Source organism: Halomonas sp. 18071143 (assembly GCF_019211725.1).
Lineage (GTDB): Bacteria > Pseudomonadota > Gammaproteobacteria > Pseudomonadales > Halomonadaceae > Vreelandella > Vreelandella stevensii.
The window spans coordinates 1,892,451-1,913,269 of record NZ_CP078120.1 but is presented as its reverse complement, the minus strand read 5'-3'; the positions used below and the strand labels follow the sequence as shown (position 1 = coordinate 1,913,269).

At 63.3% G+C, this 20,819-nt stretch carries 17 protein-coding genes and 1 pseudogene; 8 read left to right on the top strand and 10 right to left on the bottom strand.

The annotated features are described in order from the left end of the window. Positions 1-62 precede the first annotated feature (62 nt). The 3 genes from KVY02_RS08905 to KVY02_RS08895 form a co-directional block, all read right to left on the bottom strand. Complete coding sequence (locus KVY02_RS08905) at positions 63-884, bottom strand: IclR family transcriptional regulator (RefSeq protein WP_218315009.1); 822 nt, start codon at positions 882-884, stop codon at positions 63-65. A gap of 100 nt (positions 885-984) precedes the next feature. Beyond that, complete coding sequence (locus KVY02_RS08900) at positions 985-2,193, bottom strand: 3-oxoadipyl-CoA thiolase (RefSeq protein ID WP_218315008.1); 1,209 nt, start codon at positions 2,191-2,193, stop codon at positions 985-987. A 46-nt stretch (positions 2,194-2,239) separates the two neighbouring features. Continuing rightward, entirely contained in the window at positions 2,240-3,772 is a 1,533-nt protein-coding gene (locus KVY02_RS08895) for a 3-hydroxyacyl-CoA dehydrogenase (protein ID WP_218315007.1), read from the bottom strand. Between the two features lie 215 nt (positions 3,773-3,987). Between KVY02_RS08895 and KVY02_RS18545 the strand changes: the two are divergent. The 8 genes and pseudogenes from KVY02_RS18545 to KVY02_RS08860 form a co-directional block, all read left to right on the top strand. Next, positions 3,988-4,305, top strand: a pseudogene (locus tag KVY02_RS18545) (acyl-CoA dehydrogenase family protein); the annotation flags it as partial. 36 nt (positions 4,306-4,341) lie between these two features. Further along, positions 4,342-5,166 carry an acyl-CoA dehydrogenase family protein gene (locus KVY02_RS08890; RefSeq protein WP_371317421.1) on the top strand — a complete coding sequence of 275 codons (825 nt, stop codon included), beginning with the start codon at positions 4,342-4,344 and terminating at the stop codon, positions 5,164-5,166. After that, on the top strand, positions 5,166-6,767 hold the full coding sequence (locus KVY02_RS08885; RefSeq protein ID WP_189463137.1) for a class I adenylate-forming enzyme family protein: 1,602 nt from the start codon (positions 5,166-5,168) through the stop codon (positions 6,765-6,767). Before KVY02_RS08890 ends, KVY02_RS08885 begins: the two co-directional genes overlap by 1 nt. Next, entirely contained in the window at positions 6,764-7,234 is a 471-nt protein-coding gene (locus tag KVY02_RS08880) for a PaaI family thioesterase (protein WP_218315006.1), read from the top strand. Before KVY02_RS08885 ends, KVY02_RS08880 begins: the two co-directional genes overlap by 4 nt. Next, positions 7,231-8,616, top strand: a complete 1,386-nt coding sequence (locus tag KVY02_RS08875; RefSeq protein WP_218315005.1) for a hypothetical protein — start codon at positions 7,231-7,233, stop codon at positions 8,614-8,616. The genes KVY02_RS08880 and KVY02_RS08875 overlap by 4 nt, the downstream gene beginning before the upstream one ends. Before the next feature lie 149 nt (positions 8,617-8,765). Then, positions 8,766-9,515: an electron transfer flavoprotein subunit beta/FixA family protein gene (locus KVY02_RS08870; protein ID WP_218315004.1), complete on the top strand. Its 750-nt coding sequence runs from the start codon at positions 8,766-8,768 to the stop codon at positions 9,513-9,515. A gap of 40 nt (positions 9,516-9,555) precedes the next feature. Continuing rightward, positions 9,556-10,482: an electron transfer flavoprotein subunit alpha/FixB family protein gene (locus KVY02_RS08865; RefSeq protein ID WP_218315003.1), complete on the top strand. Its 927-nt coding sequence runs from the start codon at positions 9,556-9,558 to the stop codon at positions 10,480-10,482. Between the two features lie 70 nt (positions 10,483-10,552). Next, positions 10,553-11,512, top strand: a complete 960-nt coding sequence (locus tag KVY02_RS08860) for an NAD(P)H-dependent flavin oxidoreductase (protein WP_218315002.1) — start codon at positions 10,553-10,555, stop codon at positions 11,510-11,512. Here the strand turns inward: KVY02_RS08860 and KVY02_RS08855 are convergent. The 7 genes from KVY02_RS08855 to KVY02_RS08825 all read right to left on the bottom strand — a co-directional run bounded on the left by KVY02_RS08855 (position 11,494) and on the right by KVY02_RS08825 (position 20,753). Further along, complete coding sequence (locus KVY02_RS08855) at positions 11,494-12,273, bottom strand: enoyl-CoA hydratase/isomerase family protein (RefSeq protein WP_218315001.1); 780 nt, start codon at positions 12,271-12,273, stop codon at positions 11,494-11,496. The two genes, KVY02_RS08860 and KVY02_RS08855, sit on opposite strands and share 19 nt — an antisense overlap. A 10-nt stretch (positions 12,274-12,283) precedes the next feature. After that, on the bottom strand, positions 12,284-13,402 hold the full coding sequence (locus tag KVY02_RS08850) for an acyl-CoA dehydrogenase family protein (protein WP_218315000.1): 1,119 nt from the start codon (positions 13,400-13,402) through the stop codon (positions 12,284-12,286). A 9-nt stretch (positions 13,403-13,411) separates the two neighbouring features. Then, positions 13,412-14,605, bottom strand: a complete 1,194-nt coding sequence (locus KVY02_RS08845; RefSeq protein ID WP_218314999.1) for an acyl-CoA dehydrogenase family protein — start codon at positions 14,603-14,605, stop codon at positions 13,412-13,414. After that, positions 14,602-16,095: an enoyl-CoA hydratase/isomerase family protein gene (locus KVY02_RS08840; RefSeq protein ID WP_218314998.1), complete on the bottom strand. Its 1,494-nt coding sequence runs from the start codon at positions 16,093-16,095 to the stop codon at positions 14,602-14,604. Before KVY02_RS08840 ends, KVY02_RS08845 begins: the two co-directional genes overlap by 4 nt. Before the next feature lie 274 nt (positions 16,096-16,369). Further along, a complete protein-coding gene (locus KVY02_RS08835) occupies positions 16,370-17,515 on the bottom strand; it encodes a TAXI family TRAP transporter solute-binding subunit (protein ID WP_218314997.1) in 1,146 nt (381 codons plus the stop codon). A gap of 21 nt (positions 17,516-17,536) precedes the next feature. Further along, entirely contained in the window at positions 17,537-19,543 is a 2,007-nt protein-coding gene (locus tag KVY02_RS08830; RefSeq protein ID WP_218314996.1) for a TRAP transporter fused permease subunit, read from the bottom strand. Positions 19,544-19,592: 49 nt separating this feature from the next. Continuing rightward, entirely contained in the window at positions 19,593-20,753 is a 1,161-nt protein-coding gene (locus tag KVY02_RS08825) for a TAXI family TRAP transporter solute-binding subunit (RefSeq protein ID WP_218314995.1), read from the bottom strand. Positions 20,754-20,819: the final 66 nt, after the last annotated feature.

The following is a 20,819-nucleotide window of genomic DNA, read 5'->3' as shown; positions in this document are numbered from 1 at the left end:
AGGCGATTAATGCTCCATGATGCATTCAAACGAGCGTTAATGAAAGGTCGCCGGCAACGGGATTAACGTGAAGCCCCATATTTGGGGGCGAGTTCCTGCTTGATGCGGGCAGCGACCTCCTTGAGTCGTGGGCCAAGATTGTTGACCAGGCGATCATGATCCAGCCGCAGGCTGGAGCCGCCACAGTTGATGGCCATGACTTCCGCACCATCTTCCAGAATCAGTGGCATCGCCACCGCGCTGATATCCCGCTGCCAATCCTGTTCGGAGAGGCAGAAGCCGTACTCGGCATAGTCGCGCAGGCTCTGTTCGATGCCCGCCTGCAGGCGGGGCCAGTCGCTGCCATGAAACGCGGCCAGCTCTTGCATCACTTGATGGCGACGCTCGCCAGACAGCCCGCAAAGCCACGCGCGCCCGATGGCCGACGTGGCGATGGGCAGCCGGGAGCCCACGTCCAGGCGAATGATCAGCGGGCCGTGGCCATGGCAGGTTTCCAGATACACTATGTCGCTCCGGTCGGCACTGCCCAGGCTGACGTTACAGTCGGTGGCATCGGCAAACTGCTGCAGATGGGGGCGGGCGATTTCGCGTATCCCCATGTTGGCCAGAAAGCGGTAGCCCAGTGCCAGCACCCCTGGCCCCAGGCGGTACTTTTCCAGATGGCGGTTATGCTGCAAGTAGCCAAGCTGGGTCAGCGTGTAGGTCAGCCGTGACACCGTGGGGCGGGGAATGCGGGTGCGATTGGAGAGCTCCGCATTGCCCAGGTACTCCTCGCCCGTTCCAAAGGCGCGGAGCAGTTCCAGCCCACGCGCCAGCGCGGTGACGAAGTTGCGGTCTTTTTCGGAGGGTTGCGGCTCATCAGCAGCGGCGTCGGTGGGTTCCATCAAGCGTCTCGGCTAATCGTTCATTGAGTGGCAAGTATCGCATACCTGCGCTGGGGCGATGCAAAGCGTGATGACAAATGCCATCAACGCTTGGCCTGCGTCAGCGCTCCAGGCGCTCGATGATGGTGGCAATGCCCTGACCCACGCCGATACACATGGTCACCAGCGCATAGCGCCCGCCGGTGGCTTCCAGCTGGCGCAGGGCCGTGAGGGCCAGGCGCGCGCCCGAGGCACCCAGCGGATGGCCGATGGCAATGGCGCCGCCGTTGGCGTTCAGGCGTGGGTCATCGGCGGAAAGCCCGAGCTGCTGAATGCAGCCCAGCACCTGCACCGCAAAGGCCTCATTGATTTCGATGACGTCCATCTGTGCCAGCTCAAGGCCTGCCCGGGCCAGCGCTTTTTGCGACGCGGGCACCGGCCCCAGGCCCATCACCCGAGGGGCAACGCCCGCCACGGCGCTGGCCACGATACGGGCGCGGGGGGCAATTCCGGCACGCTCGCCCGCAGCCAAGGTGCCGACGATCAGCGCCGCGGCGCCGTCGTTCAACCCGGAAGCGTTGCCTGCGGTCACGACGCCGTTGTCGAACAGCGCACCCAGCCTGGCCAGTTTCTCTTCGGTGCTTTCCGGCCTGGGGTGCTCGTCCTTGTCCACCATCAGTGGCGGCTGTTTGCGCCCCTGGGGCACTTCGACGCCGAACATCTCGCCGTCATAAAAACCGTTGGCCAAAGCCTGGGCGTAGCGAGCCTGGGAGCGGGCGGCAAAAGCGTCGCTGGCGTCGCGGCCAATGTTCAGGTCGTGGGCGATGTTATCGGCGGTTTCCGGCATGCTGTGGCTGCCGTACTCTTTGGCAAGCCACGGGTTGGGGAAGCGCGAGCCAATCACGGTATCGAACATGGGCTGATTGCGCGCGTAGGGAGAGTCGGCTTTGCCCAGCACGTAGGGCGCACGCGACATGGACTCGACTCCGCCCGCCAGGAACAGCTCGCCTTCGCCCAGACGCGCCGCCCGGGCGGCGTCCATCATGGCGGCCAGGCCGCTGCCGCACAGCCGGTTGACCGTCTGTCCCGCGACGTCGATGGGCAGGCCCGCCAGCAGCGCCCCGTGGCGGGCCACGTTGCGAGAGTCTTCACCCGCCTGGTTGGTGCAGCCCGCCAGCACTTCTTCGTAGCTTTCAGGGGCAAACGGATTGCGCGCCACCAGCGCTTTTAATGTCAATCCCAGTAACTCATCCGGGCGAATGGCCGCCAGGCTGCCGCCATGGCGGCCAAAAGGGGTGCGTAATCCGTCGTAGATATAGGCGTCTTGCATGGTTGTTCTCCTTGTTTGGGTGAGCCGTATTGGTAACTGGGGGGTGTCAGCCCGTTGGCCCGTTCGTCAGGGACATGCCTAGCGCAGCGCGGCGGCGCAGCCACGGGCTGGGGCGGTAGCGGGGGTCGCCGGTGGCGTCCAGCAGGTTGTGCAAAATGGTCAGGATGCGCGAGGCGCCGTAGTGGTCGCCCATGCGTAGCGGACCGAACGGATAGCCCAAACCGAGTTCTACCGCTCGGTCGATGGTGGCAGGCGCTGCGACCCCTTGCTGAGCGATATCTGCCCCGACATTGACGATGCAGGCCACCACCCGCTGCAGCACGAAGCCATTGCTGTCCTGAAGTGTGCTGACCGGCGTGCCATCGGCATTGAGCAGGCTGGCTGCGGCCTCAATGAGGCTGGCGCGGGTCACGGGCGACGCCATCAGACTGCGGCGCTTTTCCAGCCCTGCCAGCATGTCCACCGCCACGCACTGCTCGGCGTTCAGGCCCTGGCGCAGGGCGCACTGGGTGGTGTCTTCACCCAGCGGCGTCAACAGGCACAGCGCCTCGGGGGAAGGCTGCTGCCCGCTCTCCAGCGGCCAGCCTGCAGCTTCGACCAGCTCGGCAAGCTGAGCGGCGCTGTCCGGGTCCTCCTGGCTGATCCATACCGGGCAAGCAGGCGTCGCTTGGCGGGGGCGCTCTTCTGGCATCTGCTGCTGGCCCTCCACGTAGCGGTAGAAGCCTTCGCCGGTCTTGCGCCCCAGCAGCCCCGCCGAAAGCCGCTGGCGGGTCAGGGGTGAGGGCCGAAAGCGCGGCTCTTCATAATATTGGTGGTACACCGATTCCATCACCGCATGGGAAACGTCGAGACCGGTCAGGTCCAGCAGCGTGAACGGCCCCATGCGAAAGCCGCCCTGGTCGACCATGATGCGATCAATGGTGGCGGGGGCGGCCACGCTCTCGCTCAGAATACGCAGCGCTTCGGTGCCAAAGGCGCGCCCGGCGTGGTTGACCAGAAAACCGGGGGTGTCGGTGGCCTGGGCGGTGAAGTGGCCCATGGCAGACCCCAGCGCATCGACCCGCTGGGTAACGCTGTGATCCGTTCTCAGCCCTGGAATCACCTCGACGATTTTCATCAGCGGTACCGGGTTGAAGAAGTGAAAGCCAATCACCCGTTCCGGGTGCTGGCAGGCGGCCGCAATCGCGGTCACCGACAGCGAAGAAGTGTTGGTGGCCAGCACGGCATCCTGGCGAACGATGCTCTCCAAATCGCCAAACAATTCCTGTTTGGCGTCCAGCTTCTCGACAATGGCTTCGACGACGATGTCGCAAGGGGCCAAGGCGGCGAGGTCGCGGGCCTCGACCAGTCGCTCGCCATACTGCTCGGCCTGAACCTGGGTCATTCGCTGCTTGTCGGCGCTGCGTTGCCATAACCCTTGAATAAAGGCTTTCGCTTCCGCCACCGCGCCTTCCTTGACATCAAATAGCATGACCTTCAGACCCGCCTGCGCGGCGAGCTGGGCGATGCCTCTCCCCATGGCCCCCGTGCCGACAATGCCGAGGGTGGTGAACGAATGGGCGATTGGGTCATTGGACATGGGTCAACATCCTCGCTGTGAGCGTTTTTGTTCTGCATTGCAAAATAGTATTTCGTTTATTGACTGCCATCCTAGGCTATGCAAAAGTGCCTGACAAGAGAGTGAGTGCTGGTTTCGCCATGCAAAACAACTAGGCGAGGCAGTGTGCAGGGCAGAGGTGTCGACCATCTATCAAGCGCATTGGCAGACATCGCTGCCCCGAAAACGCCAACCATAAAAATATCGTTGCCCGAGGAGCCGTCATGATCCGTGATCCCGAACTGCTGAATCAGTTGGTTGATACCATTGCCCGTTTCGTCCGGGAGCGTTTGATTCCCAATGAGGCCCGGCTGGCCGAAGAGGATGCAGTGCCCGCCGAGATCCTGGCCGAGATGAAGGAGATGGGGCTGTTCGGCCTGTCGATCCCCGAAGAGTACGGCGGCCTCGGTCTCACCATGGAAGAGGAAGCTCTGGTAGCCATGGAGATCGGCAAGACCTCCCCGGCGTTTCGTTCGGTGTTTGGTACCAATAACGGCATCGGCGCCCAGGGGATCTTGATCGATGGCACCGACGCCCAGAAAGCCAAATACGTGCCGCGGCTGGCCACCGGCGAGATTCTCAGCTCGTTCTGCCTCACCGAGCCCGACTCTGGGTCGGATGCTGCCAGCCTGCGCACCACCGCCGTCCGCGATGGCGACCACTACCTCTTGAACGGCACCAAGCGCTATATCACCAACGGCCCGGAAGCCGACCTGTTCACCGTGATGGCGCGTACCGACCCGGACAACAAGGGCGCGGGCGGTATCTCGGCGTTTATCGTTGAGGGCGATACGCCAGGCCTGATGCGTGGCCCGGCAGATAACAAGATGGGCCAGAAGGGCGCGCATACCTGCGATATCATTTTCGACAACTGCCGGGTGCCCGCTGAGAACATCATTGGCGGTCAAGAGGGCCAGGGCTTCAAGACTGCCATGAAGGTGCTCGACCGTGGGCGGCTGCATATCTCTGCGGTGTGCGTGGGCGTGGCCGAACGGCTGGTGGAAGAGTCGCTGCGCTACACCATGGAGCGCAAGCAGTTTGGCGCGCCGCTGGCAGAGCACCAGCTGGTGCAGGCGATGCTGGCGGATAGCAAGACCGAGGCCTATGCGGGCAAAACCATGGTGATGGACGCCGCCAGACGCAAGGACGATGGCGAAAACGTCTCCACCCTGGCCTCCTGCTGCAAACTGTTCTGTGCCGAAATGGTCGGCCGCGTGGCCGACCGAGCCGTGCAGGTTCATGGCGGAGCAGGTTACATGTCGGAATACGCCGTAGAGCGCTTTTATCGCGATGTGCGTCTGTTCCGCATTTACGAAGGCACGACGCAGATCCAGCAGCTGGTGATCGCGCGCAACATGGTGCGGGAGGCGTCCTGATGGCTCTGTCGGTCCCTTACCAAGCGCCAGACGAGACGATCTTTGGCCGCCTAGCGAGCGAGCTGCTGGCGGAGCTGCCCGAGCGCTTGAGCACCCGCGTGCTGGAAAACGCTCAGCGCCTGGCGGATCACCCCGCGCTGGTGGATGGCAGCGTCCGCTGGAGCTACGCCGAGCTGGGCCAGGAGATTCGGGCCGCCTGCGAGTGGCTGGGCGCCTTGGGCGTTCGCCCCGGCGACCGGATCATGACGGTCAGTGAAAACTGTCGGGCACTGGTGGTGTTGCTGTTGGCCGCCAGTGAACTGGACGTCTGGGTAGCCATCGTCAACTCGCGCTTGTCGGCGCAAGAGGTGGACGCGATTCGCGGGAATTGCCAGCCTCGGCGTATCTTCTATACCTGTGAAGCCTCTGCCGAAGCGGTTCAGCACGCCCAGCGCCACGCAGCCGACCGTTACCAGCACCCTCAACTGGGTAGCCTGGCCATTTCGCCACTGTGCGATAGTGAGCCCGAGCCCGTAGAAGCCAGCGGTGCCGAACAGGTGGCGGCGATGATCTACACCTCGGGCACCACCGGCACGCCGAAAGGCGTGATGCTCACCCATCGTGGCATTCTGTATATCGCCTCGATTTCCGGCGGCATGCGCCATCTCAACGAAGGGCAGCGGGTGTATGGCGTGCTGCCCATGTCCCATGTGTTTGGCCTCTCGTCGGTGTGCATGGGCTCGCTGTACAACGGGGCTTGCCTGTATACCGTACCGCGCTTCGAGGCGCCGCACCTGCTGGCCACTTTAAAAGAGGAGCGCATTACCGTACTGCAGGGGGTGCCCGCCATGTACGCTCGGGCCCTGGAGTACCTTAAGCGCGAGCAGCGGGCGTTGGAAGCACCGGCGCTCATTTATATCTCGGCAGGCGGTTCACCCCTGGACAGCGATACCAAGACCCGGGTCGAGGCCGCGTTTGGTCTGACCCTGCACAATGGTTATGGCCTCACCGAAGCCAGCCCGACCATCAGCCAGACGCGTATCGACGACCGCCACCAGAGCAGCACCGTGGGCCGGGTGCTGCCGCTGCTGGAGTATCGGCTGGAGCCCTTGGGCAGTCACGGCACCACCGAGAACGCAGGAGAAGAAGTGGGCGAGCTCTGGGTGCGTGGCCCCAACGTCATGAAAGGCTATTTCCGCCAGCCGGAGGCGACCCGCGCCACCCTGACGGAAGATGGCTGGCTCAATACCGGCGACATCGCCAGGCTGGATCACGACGATCGGCTCTATATCGTGGGCCGCAGCAAAGAGCTGATCATCCGTTCGGGCTTCAATATCTACCCGCCGGATGTGGAGGCGGTGATCAACGAGCACCCGGCAGTCACCCTGACCGCCGTGGTGGGGCGGCAGGTGGCGGGCAATGAGGAAGTGGTGGCGTTCGTTCAGTGCGAGCCGGGTATCGAGGTCGATATGGCCGAACTCAAAGCTTTCATTGCCGAACGGCTGGCGCCTTACAAACGGCCGACTCAAATTGTCTTGATGGAGTCACTGCCTTCCACCGCCAGCGGGAAAATTTTGAAAGGGCGGCTGCGGGATCTGGCCCAGCAGGAGAGCGCCTCATGAGCGAAACAGACAGCCCAAGCGCCTCGACCACGCCCCAGGCGCTGATGGGCTATCACGAATTGCTGGGGATGCACGTAGTCGAGTGGCAAGAGGGGCGCGCGGTGGTGGAACTCACCATCGAGTCCAAGCACCTGAACCGCAGCGGCAACGTCCACGGCGGCGTGCTGGCCTCGATGCTGGATAGCGCGCTGAGCCTGGCGGGCCTGCACTGCGATGTGCCGGGCAACATTCGTCGTGGCATGACGCTGTCGCTGACCACCACCTTCGTGGGGCCCGCCCGGCAGGGCGTATTGCGCGCCACGGGCACCCTGCGCGGGGGCGGCCAAAAGACCTACATGACCAGCGGTGACATCGTCGATGACCAGGGCCGCCTCGTGGCCATGGGCGAGGGGTCGTTTCGCCGCCGCAGCGGCAGCGAGTCGGCTCACGGCATGCCGGACCCACAGGCGGAGGAGCCAAACGAGTGAGCCCAGCCCGTGTGCGGGTCTCCTGTCTGCTGCTGGTAACGCTGGCTACCCTGATCCATCTGGTAGGGGGCAGCGTGCTGTGGCAGGCCGTGGGCATTGTCGCGCTGCTGCTCTACCTGGCGACCCTGCGAGGCCAGTTGACGCGTATGGCCAAGGGGCTGCTGTGTGCAGCGGGCCTTCTGACTTTGCTGGCGCTGTGGCGCTCGCCAACCCCCGGCCAACTGCTGTTCGAGGCAAGTGGACGCTTTGCGTTCTTTGCCACTTTCGTGGTGGCGCTCAGTATGCTCAGGTTGCCCGCCTATCGCTCCCGTCTGGTGCGCCGCTGTGGCCAGAGCATGCTGCTGCAGCCCCCGGGCCGCCGCTACCCGATTCTCTCGCTGGGGTCGGCGCTGTTTGGGATCATTCTGAACATTGGCGTGCTCAACCTGTTTGCCGCCATGATCGAAAAGAGCAATACCCTGAGCGCCGCCCAAGGCCGTACCTGGGTGCAGCAGGCGCGCCAGCGTCGTATGATGCTGGCGTTATTGCGCGGCTTTTCGCTGGCCCCGCTGATTTCGCCCATGGGCATCGGGGTGGCCGTGGTGCTTTCCAGTCTTCCCCAGGTCACCTGGTTACAGCTAGCCCCTTACATTATGGGAGCGGCTGGGCTGATTTTCATGGCAGGCTGGGCGGTGGATTACCTGACGGGTCCGCATCCGCCCGCCAACAAGTCCTCTGTTTCCCCCTCGCTACGCCCTCTGGCCCAGTTCAGTGTGCTGCTGATCGGCATCGTGGCACTGGTATTTTCGCTGGCCTGGCTGCTCGACGTGCGTCTGCCGATTGCCGCACTGCTGGGAGCCCCCAGCGGGGCGCTGCTATGGCTTGCCTGGCAGCGGCGCCGGCTGGGTTACGCCGGGCTGCCTGCAGCGCTAACGGCGGTTCATCGCCAGCTCCCCTGGCTGCTGTCGCCCAGCGCCAACGAGATCGTGGTGCTGGGGGCGGCGGGCTACCTGGGGCATCTGTGCGTGGGCCTGGTGGATGCCCAACAGCTTGGGCCACTGCTGGCGGTGCTCGGCCCGCTGGGCACCTTCAACGCAGTCCTGGCGATGCTGATGGTCGTGGGGCTGGCGCAAATAGGCGTCAATCCTATCGTCACCGTGACGCTGTTGGTGGGCCTGCTGCCCACTCTGGACATCCCGGGGCTGACACCAGCGCTGATCGGGGCGTCGTTGATGGTGGGTTGGGCACTGGCGCTGATGTCGTCGCCCATGACGGCGTCGATGCTGATTCTGTCGCGCTTTACCGGCGTGCCCGCGACCCGTATTGGCTACCGCTGGAATGGGCGTTTTTTGGTGGCGTCGATTCCGCTACTGGCGCTCTGGTTTGGCTGGTCGCCGTTTTAGCAGGCGGTCGTTGTCTGAAACGCTTGACCTTTGGCAGGCGTTTTTTTATTGTTTCTTTTATAAAGTGAAATATTATTTTACTATGCGGAACTAAGGCTAGAAAGCTGAAGAGCTAAGAAGCTGATGATTCAATCGTGGGAGCATGCCTTATGAAAATCCTCGTCGCGGTAAAACGCGTCATCGACTACAACGTCAAGATCCGCGTCAAGGCGGATCACTCCGATGTGGATCTGACCAACGTCAAGATGGCCATGAACCCCTTCTGCGAAATCGCCGTGGAAGAGGCCGTGCGTTTGAAAGAGAAGGGGGCGGCCAGCGAAGTGGTCGCCGTGACGGTAGGCCCCAAGGCCGCCCAGGAGCAGCTGCGCACCGCGCTGGCGCTGGGCGCCGATCGCGCTATCCACATCGAGACCGACGCGCGCGCCGAATCGCTGGCGGTGGCCAAACTGCTGGCCAAAGTGGTGGACGAAGAGCAGCCCGGCCTCGTTATCCTCGGCAAGCAGGCCATCGACACCGACAACAACCAGACCGGCCAGATGCTGGCGGCGCTGACCAATCTGCCCCAGGGTACGTTTGCCTCGGAAGTCGCCATCGATGGCGACAAGGTCAACGTGACCCGTGAAATCGACGGTGGCCTGCAAACCGTCGCGCTGACACTCCCGGCCATCGTCACCACTGACCTGCGTCTCAACGAGCCGCGCTATGCCAAGCTGCCGGACATCATGAAGGCCAAGAAAAAGCCGCTGGACGTCAAGACCCCCGCCGACTATGGGGTCGAGGTCGCGTCGAACGTCACGCTGCTCAAGGTCGAGTCACCCGCCGAGCGCAAGGGCGGTATCAAGGTCGCCTCGGTGGACGAGCTGATCGACAAACTGAAAAACGAAGCCAAAGTGCTTTGACAACGTGCTTAGATAACGCGCTTTGAAAGGAACTGATCTCATGAGCATTCTGGTACTTGCCGACCTGCATGACGGCCAACTGGCCAGCGCCACCGCCCACGTCGTGGCAGCCGCCCAGGCGATCGGTGGCGATATCGATGTACTGGTCGCCGGTGAAGGCGTCCAGGCCGCCGCCGAAGCCGCCGCGACACTCGACGGCGTGAGCAAGGTGCGCGTGGCAGACAACGCCGTCTACGCCCATCAGCTTGCCGAGCCCATGGGCGCGCTGCTGGTCGCCCTGGCCGACGACTACACCCACGTGCTGACCAGCGCCTCCACCACGGGTAAAAACGTCCTGCCGCGCCTGGCGGCACTGAAAGACGTCAGCCAACTGTCGGAAGTGATTGGCGTCGAAAGCGCTGATACCTTTCTGCGCCCGATCTATGCCGGTAACGCCATCGCTACGGTGAAAAGCGACGATCCGCTGAAAGTCATCACCGTGCGCACCACCGCCTTCGATGCGGTAGGCAGCGGCGGTAGCGCCAGCGTGGAAGCCGTGGACGTGGTCGTCGACAACGCCCAGTCCAGCTTTGTGAAGCAGGAGCTGGCACAAAGCGACCGCCCGGAACTCGGCGGTGCCAAGGTCGTGATCTCCGGCGGCCGCGGCATGGGCAATGGCGAGAACTTCAAGCTGCTGGACGGCATTGCCGACAAGCTGGGCGCGGCCATTGGCGCGTCCCGTGCGGCGGTGGATGCAGGCTTCGTGCCCAACGACATGCAGGTGGGCCAGACCGGCAAGATCGTCGCGCCTGAGCTTTATATTGCGGTGGGTATTTCAGGTGCGATTCAGCACTTGGCGGGCATGAAAGACTCCAAGGTGATCGTCGCGATCAACAAGGACGAAGAAGCGCCGATCTTCCAGGTGGCTGACTACGGCCTGGTGGGGGATCTGTTCGAGATCCTGCCGGAGCTGGAGAGCAAGCTGTAAACCTCCTCTAAAAAGCCCCGAAAGGGGCTTTTTTCGCTTCCAGCTTTTAATAACAATTAGCGAGTAGCTTATGCTAACCCAACTGACTGCCTCAATGACGCTGCCGGTGATCGGCTCTCCCATGTTTATCGTTTCTGGCCCTGAGCTGGTCATTGCCCAGTGTCAGGCGGGGATTATTGGCGCGTTTCCGGCGCTGAACGCCAGGCCTGCGGAAGTGCTTCGGGAGTGGCTGCAGCAGATTACCGCGACGCTGGACGCCTATAACGCTCAGCACCCGCAAGAGCCCGCGGCACCGTTTGCGGTGAATCAGATCGTGCACCCCACCAATGACCGCCTGGACCACGATGTAGCGCTGTGCGCGGAGTTCAAGGTGCCGCTGATCATCACCAGCCTGCATGCGCCCAACCGGGTGGTCGAGCAGGTACACGCCTACGGCGGCCTGGTGTTTCACGATGTGACGACGATCAGGCACGCCCAAAAAGCCATCGATGCCGGAGTGGATGGGCTGATTCTGGTGTGCCATGGCGCAGGCGGCCATGCGGGGCGGCTCAACCCTTTTGCCTTCGTGGCCGAGGTTCGGCAGTTCTACGATGGGCCTCTGGTGCTGGCGGGTGCGATTACCAAAGGCGAGCAGATCGCCGCCGCGCAGGCGCTGGGCGTGGACATGGTGTACATGGGCACGCGCTTCATTGCTACCCGGGAAGCCAATGCCCAGCCTGCTTATAAGCAGATGGTGCTGGAGGCTGCTGCCGGGGATATCGTCTACACCAACCTGTTTACCGGCGTGCACGGCAACTATCTTCGCCAGAGCATCGAGCTGGCCGGGCTGGACCCGAATGCGCTGCCCGAGGGCGACAAGAGCGCCATGCGCTATGGATCAGGTGGCAGCAGCAAAGCCAAGGCGTGGCGGGATATTTGGGGCGCAGGGCAGGGGGTGGGCGGTATCACGACGCTCAACAGCGTGGCCGAAGAAGTGGCCACGCTGCGGGCGGATTACCAACACGCACGGGATCAGTTACGACGGCGCTGACGAAAGGCGGCCACGCGCGCTTGAAAATCCTCCGTGGCTTTACAGGCATCCTGCAGCGAGCCTTCCAGCGTCAAGGTGTCGTCGAGCGACAGGTTGGCTGCCTGTCGCAAGGCGCGTTTCGTGGCTCCCAGCGCCTGGGGAGATTGCGCCACCAGCGCCTGCGCCAGCCCTCGGGCCTCCGCTAGCACCTGATCATCCTCCACCGCTCGATTGGCCAGACCCAGCGCCACGCAGCGCTCGGCGTCGATGGGGGTGGCCAGCGCCGCCATTTCAAAGGCCTGGGCATGACCCAGCTTGCGCACCAAATGCCAGCATGCGCCGCCATCAGGAATCAGGCCAATATTGATAAAAGCCAACTTCAGGTACGCCGAGCGGCCCATGACCACCATGTCGCTGGCCAGCACATAGGAGACGCCAATCCCCGCAGCGGCACCGCTGACCGCTGCGATCACCGGTTTCTCCATGGTCATCATGGTGCGCAGCGCAGGAAGAAAGAGCGTCGCCAGCCGCTCGCTGGCGGGCTGTGTGGTGGCTTTCTCGAACTCTGCCAGGTCGGCACCGGCGCAGAAGGCGCTGCCTTCGCCGCTGAGAATCACACAGCGCACCTGTGAGTCCGCCGCCGCCCTGGCAACGGCTTCGTTGAGTGCCAGGGCCGTGGGCTCGTTGAGGGCATTGCGCACCGCTGGGCGCGCAATGGCGATGTGGGTAATACCGTCTGCTGTTGGGTGGACCCGTACCAGCGGCGTGGCTTGCTGACTCATATTCGGCTCCTCAGGCGGCGTCCAGCTGTTCGCTCAGCGTTTCAAGGTGGAAGTCGCTATCGCCCAGGTAGTGATCGAACATGACCAGGTGCTTGGCATAGTGGGCCACGTAGCACTCTTCGGTCATGCCCATGCCGCCGTGCAGCTGAATGGCCTGTTCGGCAATGAAACGCGCTGATTCACCGCAGTACGCCTTGGCCGCGGCCAGCTTTGCATCCCGTTCCTGGGCGGGCAGTGAGAGGCTGGTGGCGGCAAGAATCGCCATGGAGCGCGACTGCTCCAGGTGCAGGTGCATGTCCACCATGCGGTGCTGCAGCGCCTGAAACGTGGCCAGCGGCAGGCCAAACTGCTTGCGCTCTTTCAGGTACGCCAGCGTCTGGTCGCAGGCGGTTTCCATGGCGCCGATGGCGTCGGCGCACAGCGCTGCCCGGCCCAGGGCCAATACCTCTGCCAGTGCCTCACCGGCGTCTTCGCTCAGGCAGTGCTCCAGCGGCAGGGCCACATCGTCCAACATCATGTCACCGGCGGGCTGGTCATCCATGGTGCGATAGGTGCGCTGCGAAACGCCCGGGGCCTCGGCAGGCACGATGAACATGCCTAGCTGGCCATTGGGCAGTTGGGCGGTGACCAGCGTGGCGGCGGCATTGGCCAGGTTCATGACCACGTCCTTGCGGCCGTTGAGCAGCCACTGGCCGTTGTGCTGGCGCGCGTGGGTCGATATATCGAACGCGTCATAGCGGGCGGCGTGCTCTTGCCAGGCAAGGGCAAGCTGGTGCTCGCCTTCCAGCAGTGGGGCCAGCCAGCGTGCCTGCTGTGCCGGACTGCTACATAGCGCCAGCAGTTGCCCGGGCATGACCAGCCCAAACAGGTAGGCTTCCGGGACCAGGCCGCGCCCCAGTGCCTGCATGATGATCATCAGGTCGGTGCCGTCGCCGCCCAGCCCTCCAACGTCTTCGCTGAACGGCATATGCAGCAGCCCCAGTTCGGCAAAGGTACGCCACAGGGGGCTGGCGGCGTGTGACGGCGCTTCCAGCAGGGCGCGGCGCTGTTCGGGGGATACCTGGTCGGCCACCAGGCGTGTCAGTGTCTCTTCGAGCATGCGCTGCTCGTCGGTGAGTGCGAAATCCATGGTGACCCCTTACATGCCTAGAATGGTTTTAGCGACGATGCTCTTTTGAATCTCGTTGGCCCCGCCATAAATCGACAGCTTACGCCGATTGAAATACTGAGCGCTGGCAGCAGCGCTCTGGGCGGCGGCGTCTTCCAACGTGTCGTCACCGTGGAGAAACTCGGGAAAGAACGGCAGCGCGGCAGGCCCCAGCGCCCGGCGGGTCAGTTCGCTGAGCTCCTGACGCAGCTCCGAGCCGCGTACTTTCAGCAGGGAGCTTTCTGCCCCGGGAACGCCGCCCTCCCGGGAGGCGGCAATCACCCGCAGGTTGGTGACTTCCAGCGCCATCAGCTCCAGCTCGGCTTTGACCACCCGTTGGCGAAAGCTGGGCAGTGCCAGCAGCGGCTTGCCGCGATGCTGCATACGGGAGGCCAGCGACTTCAAATGGCGCAGCGCCTGCTTGGCGTGGCCCAGCCCGGCAATGCCGGTGCGCTCGTGGGTGAGCAGGAACTTGGCGCAGGTCCAGCCCTGGCCCTCGTCACCCACGCGGTTCTCCACCGGTACGCGCACGTTATCGAGGAACACCTCGTTGACTTCATGGGCACCGTCGAGGGTGATGATCGGGCGCACGGTAATGCCGGGGGTCTGCATATCGATCAATAAAAAGCTGATGCCTGCCTGCTTTTTGGCTTGGGGATCGGTGCGTACCAGGCAGAACATCATGTTGGCGTGCTGACCCAGGGTGGTCCAGGTTTTCTGGCCGTTGACCACATAGTGGTCACCGTCACGCACCGCACGGGTCGACAATCCGGCCAGGTCCGAGCCAGCGCCCGGCTCGGAGTAGCCCTGGCACCACCAATCCTGATTGTCGAGAATGCGCGGCAGGTAGTGTTGCTGCTGCGCGACGCTGCCGAACTTCATGATCACCGGTGCCACCATGTTGACACCAAAGGGGACGACCGTGGGAGCGTGGGCGGCAGCGCACTCTTCATCGAAGATATGCCGCTGCACCGGCCCCCAGCCCGGGCCACCGTGTTCGACTGGCCAGTTGGCGGCGAGCCACCCCCGTTCACTGAGAATGTTCTGCCAGCGCAGGTGGTCGTCGGCGCGCAAATGGCGCCCTAGACGCACCCGCTCACGGATGTCCTCGGGCAGTGAGTCGCTGAGAAATTGGCGGACTTCCTCGCGGAACGCCTGCTCTTCGGGGCTAAACGTCAGGTTCATGAGTGTGCATTCCTGGCAGTGGTCGATGAGGTGTCGGAGGCGGGCTGGGCCAGCGTGGCCTGGCGGTGAGCCCCGCCTGAATGCCGGGGGTAGCCCATGGCTTCCACCGAAAGCAGATCGATATCGCTTTCCCGGTAGCAGGCTCCCTGCTGGGCCAAGGCCAGGCTGGCTTGCTCCAGCGCCGTTTGGGTGCCCTGGGCAGGCGCTTGTGCGGCGGCGTCATGCAGGGTACTCAGCACGCCAGGGGAGCGCGTCACGACCACATTGGCCCGCAATGCCTTGAGGGTTAACGCCGCCCGCTGCTGGTCCAGCGCGCTGGCGTGGTGATTGACCAGTTCATGGAAGGCGCCATGCTCAGCCAGCACCAGGCTCAAGGAGGCCGAGGGCAGGTCTATGTCGATGTGAGTGTCAATGGCTGCGTCAAGGGCTGCGCTGATGGGGGCAGGAAGTTGCCGCAGCGCTAGCGTGACGGCTTGGCCGGGGCAGGTGCTGGCATCCGCGCCGGGCGCCAGCAGGCACAGTTCGGTGTTGGCGTCTGCGGGTGTCAGCGTTATCCCCGCCCGCTGGGCGGCCTGCTGCAGCGTGTCGAACAGCGGGTGTTCACCGATCAGGGCTAGCTGGGTGAAGGGGGCCGCGTTCTCTACGCCGGGTACCAGGTGAGGGCTTCGGGCGGCAAAAAAGAGGTGGATCAGTCCTGCCCGTTGTGGGGAGTCCATACAGGCCAGAAACAGTGCCCGCTCCTGGCGCAGGCCCTCTTCCAGCGACGCTGCTTGGGTGCAGGCATCGATGGCTTCGACGATGCGAAACGGCGAAAACAGCTCCGGGACGCTGCTTTCAAGCTGCGCCCGCATGGTAGCCATGGCCTGAGGGTCGGCGTCGGGTGCGGGGAGCTGCCCGGTAATACGCGTTGTCTGCTCTCCCGCCAGCACTGCTCGTGCAGCGGCAAGCCCGGCTTCCAGCGGCGTTGCGGCGTCGCTGATGGCATCGAGGATTCCGATGGCATGGGCTTCCGTAGCCTCCACGAAACGCCCGCTGGTGATGATGTCCAGCGCATTTGCCACACCCGTCAGCCGGGGTAGACGTTGGGTGCCGCCTGCGCCGGGCAGCAGGCCGAGCTTCACTTCTGGCAAGCCAACACGAGTGCTTGCCAGCGCCACGCGATAGTGACAGCCCAGCGCGACTTCCAGGCCACCCCCCAGCGCCGTGCCGTGCAGCGATGCCACCAGCGGTTTGGGACATGCTTCCAGTTGGCTAATCACGTCTGGCAGAAGCGGCGCCTGGGGCGGTTTGCCAAATTCGCGGATATCTGCCCCGGCGATGAACGTGCGCCCCTCGGCCATGACCACCAGCGCCTGTGCCTGCTGGTCGGCGATGCCTGCTTGCAGCGCGTCGAGCAAACCGCGCCGCACGGCCTGGCTCAAAGCGTTGACCGGTGGGTTGGCGATACTGATGACACCCACCTCGCCATGCCGCTGGTAGTGAACACTCATGATGGCTCCCGTGTTTCGCTATATGAAACTAAACATTGTTATTTGGAATATACATCGATCATGGCGAAAGACGCCGCTGGAGTCAATAATTCAAAACATTGTTTTGCATTGCGGAATTTATGGCTTCGAATAAAAGGCCGCACAGTGGCGGCCTTGGGTAAAAGATGAGGCGAAATATGAAGCGCGGCGTGAGGCAGGCTTGTTGAGGTAGGCCTGGCGATGAGGTGCGCATGGGACACCCACCGCGACAGCGTAAATCAGCTCACCGCTGGCCCTAGAACACCGGGTTCAACCCAGCCTCTTCCAGCGCGGTGCGACGCACCTGCATCCAGCCGTCGATGAACGCCGTTTCGTCTTCGGGGGCATCGGCTTGATACGCTTCCCAGGTCTCCATCAACAACTGTTGCCGCGCTACCAGGGCGTTCTGATGGGCCTCCATGGCATCGTTCCACACGCCGGTCTGTTGGTAGTAAGCCACCACGGCATCGTGGAAGGGCACCACCCAGGTCATGTTCTGGTTTTCCAGCGCATAGCCGCTGGCGCCGGGGGCGTTGTCCTTGTAGTCGTCAAAGGACTCCACCAGCGTAGTGATCAGCCCGGTAACGGTGTCCGGTGCCAGGTCGGCGTTACTCACCATGATCGGGTAGGGGTAGCTGGCGCTGGCCAGCGGCTGCTCGGCATCGATGCCCGCGCCAGAGGTCACGTCATGGGGCTGAAAGTAGGGGGCTACCTCCAGCATGCGTGCCCAGCCTGCGTCATCGTCTGCGGGTAGCGCTGGCCACTGCAAGCCGCGTGGGCTGGCCGCCAAGCGCTGGGCCGCCGGAGTGACCGTGGTGGTAATCGCCGCATCGGCACGGCCGCTGATGATGCCGTCGAAGGCGGCGTTGTAACCGGGAAAATCGACACGCTGCACATCATCCCAGGTCAGCCCGGCAAACGCCAGATAGGCTTCGGCGGCCTTGTTCAGGGCATCGTCGCCACGCAGGTAGGCTAGCCGTTTGCCCTTGAGGTCGGCGATGGAGTCGATCTCCACGTCGCCAGCTACCGCCATCCCCAGACCGAAGCTGGCCATGGCGGTGGAAATGACCCGTATGGGCTGTGGACCCCAGTCCGGTCCGGCAAACATCATGACGCCTTCCGAGCCGTAGTAGCTGGCAATGCCGCAGGCACACAGATCCACGCGGCCGGTTTTGAGCGGCGTCATGCGCATGGTGTCGTTTTCACCGGGAATGACCCGGGACTGAGTGCCATGCTCCTCCTGAAGCAGCTGACTGATCGCCATGATCTGGGCGTGACCGCTGGTGCCCGTGCCATACGCCGTCCAGTTCAAGGTGCTGGGCATGGCGCTGGCGCTGCCCGCTGCCAGCAGGCCAGCGGTGACGCTACTGAGGGCGAGGGTAAGCGTTGTTCTTGTGTTCATGATATCTCCTCGTGGTGGGTATCAAGCGTTGGCCGTCAGCGAACGCTGGTGATGGCGCTGGCTAAGTCGCGCAAGGGCAACCCCTGGCAATAGTGCTGCCGCGGCCAGGCCAATCAACTCCCACTGGCTCAGCGGAACCATACCGCCCCCGGGGAGCGCCAGCAGCAGGCCCGCTACCAGCACCAGACCACGAATGACCGCCTCTTGCAGCATGCCGTATCCCAGCCGCCCGACGCCCATCAGATAGCCCTGCATGGCCGATGCGAACAGGATGATGCCGATGATGGCCTGAATGAATACGGCGACGATCATCAGAGGCTCGCCCTGCATGATCAGCGCCGGATTGAGGACGAACAGGAAGGGAATGAAGTAGATCACGCTGCCCAGACGCATGGCCTGTAGGCCGGTCTCCATGGGGCGGGCGCCCGCCACCGTGGCGGCGGCAAAAGCCCCCAGCGCCACGGGGGGCGTGATGAAGCTCAACATGCCCCAGTAGAGAATGAACATGTGCACTGCCATGGGGTCCAGACCGCCGCCTTGAATCAGCGCCGGGGCCAGCGCCACGGCCAGGAAGATGTAGGCTGCGGTCACGGTCATGCCAATGCCCAGCACGAAGCTGGTGACCGCCCCCATGATCAGCAGCAGCGGTACGCTGCCTCCGGCGATGTTGATGAAGTCGTTGGCAATGGTGCCTGAAAGGCCGGTCATGGAGAGCGCGCCCACCAGCATGCCGACCCCTGCCAGAATGGCGATGAGTTCGGCAAACAGCTTGGCGGCCGAAGAGAGCGTGTCGGCAACATCCTTCCATCCCCAGCGGTTCTGGCGGGAAAGCTGGTTGAGTACCAGCAGCAGGGCGGTTGCGTAGAATGGTGCCACCGCTTCGCGCTGCATGACCAGCAGCATCCACACCAGCAGGCCAAAGACGAAGATGAAGTACCAGCCCTCCTTGAGGGTTTGCCAGACCGACGGCAGCTCTACCGCAGGCAACCCCTTGATATCGTGGCGGGCAGCGTAAGCGTCGATCTGGATGAAAAGCCCCAGAAAGTAGAGAATCGAGGGTATGACGGCGGCCAGCGCAATGGTGGAGTAGGGCACGTCCAGAAACATGGCCATGACGAAGGCGGTGGCGCCCATGACCGGTGGCATCAGCACGCCCCCGGTGGAGGCACAGGCTTCGACACCGCCAGCGAACGAACGGCTCATGCCGATGCGGCGCATGGCAGGGATCGACAGCACCCCGGTGGTCAGCACGTTGCTGATCACGCTGCCGCTCATGGAGCCCATCAGGCCGCTGGAGAAAATCGATACCTTGGCAGGGCCGCCGCGCACATGGCCCAGCAGAGCAAAGGCCAGATTGATGAAAAACTTGCCGCCGCCGCTTTTTTGCAGCACGACGCCAAACACCAGAAAACCGATGACCAGCCCGGCAAAGGCCTGCAGTGGCACCCCCATGATGCTCTCGGTGCTCATGGTATGGTACATGGCCGTTTCAGACAGGCTGGACGGAAACGCTTGAATCGGGCCCGGCACGATATCCGCCACCAAGGGGTAAAGAGAGAACAGCCCGGCAATGATGGCAATCGGCAGGCCGCCCGCCCGGCGGGCAGCTTCGATGATGAGAATCCAGTAAGCGTAGCTGGCGTAAATGGCGATGTCCGGGGCCGAAAACGCCCAGCCGCGCTCGAGAATGGACACCGCGTTATAGACGAAGTAGCTGCCAATCAGCAAAGTGACGGCGCTGAGCAGGTAGTCGTACCAGGGGATGGGCTGGTCCTGCTGACGGCTGAGCATGGGCCATAGCAGAAAGACCAGCGGCAGCAGCAGTGCCACCACTGCGTAATAGAACTGGGTCTCGAGCCCGGTCACGAAGGTGAGCCAGCCCCAGTTGAACAGGTAATCCAGCGTCATCATCATCAGCAGCACGGTGACGGTGGCGGGAACCCAGCGAAGCGCGGGTGGCAGCTCGCGGATTTGGCTGATCTTTTCTTTGACCTGCGGAGTATTGGCAGGCGCGGTATCGGTGGTCATAAGGCGTTCCATCAATCAGCTGGGGTGGCGAGCGCCGCCCCGTGGCGAGTTACTCGAAAATCGGCTCGAATCCGGCGTCGGTCAATGCCGAGGCGCGGGCCGTCATCCACTCGGTAGTGAACGCGTCCGAGTCGCTGGGTGCGTCTGCCATGAACGCCTCCCAGGCTTGCAGCAGGACATTTTGCCGCTCGACCAGCTGATCCTGGTGAGCCTGCATGTCATCGGTCCATACATCGATTTCCTTGTAGTACTCCACCACCGCATCGTGGAACGGCACCACCCACTGTAGATCCTGGTACTCCAGCGCGTAGCCCACGGCTCCCGGCGCATTGTCCTTGTAATCGTCGTAATGGTCATTCATGGCTCGAATCAAACCATAGGCGACCTTGTCATCCAGGTCCTGATTGGCCACGACGATGGGATAAGGGTAGCTGGCGCTGGGGACCGGGTTGTCGGCGCTGATGCCGCCTGCGCCTGCAGTGACTTCATGGGGCTGGAAATAGGGTGCAACTGCTGCCATGCGCTCCCAGCCTGCTTCATCGTTTGGGTCGAGTACCGGCCAGCTGATGCCTCTGGGGCTGCTGGCCAGCTGCTGCGCAGGGGGCGTCACGGTCGTCGTGAAGGAGGCATCCACATCACCGGCGATGATGCCGTCGAAGGAGCGTCCGTAGCCCGGATAGTCGACGCGCTCGACATCGTCCCAGGTGAGCCCACCGAAGGCCAGATACGCCTCGGTGCCTTTATTCAAGGCATCGTCACCACGGATGTAGGCAATGCGCTTGCCGGCCAGGTCCGCTGGGGTTTCAACGCCAAGGTCGCCGGCCACGGCCAATGACAGGCCGAACGACGCGGTAGACGTGGTAATGACGCGCAGCGGCTGCGGGCCCCAGTCGCGGTCGGCGAACATCATGACCCCTTCGGCGCCGTAGTAGCTGGCGATGCCGCAGGCGCACAGGTCGACACGCCCTTGTTTCAGGGGCGTCATGCGGGAAACGTCGTTGTCGCCGGGCAGAATACGCACCGAAGCGCCGTAATGGTTCTGCAGCATGTTGCCGATGGCAACGGCCTGGGCGTAGCCGCTGGAGTTGGTGCCGTAGGCCGTCCAGGCCATGGTGCGCGGCAGCTCTACTTCACTGGCGTGGCTGACGGCAGCGCCCAGTAGAGAAAGCGGCAGGGTGGCGATGAGCAGGCGGTGAGCAAATGGATGCATTTTCATGCTCCTTTATTGTGGTTGTGATGGTTGCTATCGGGTTGTTACGTTTTGCTACAATGTGTT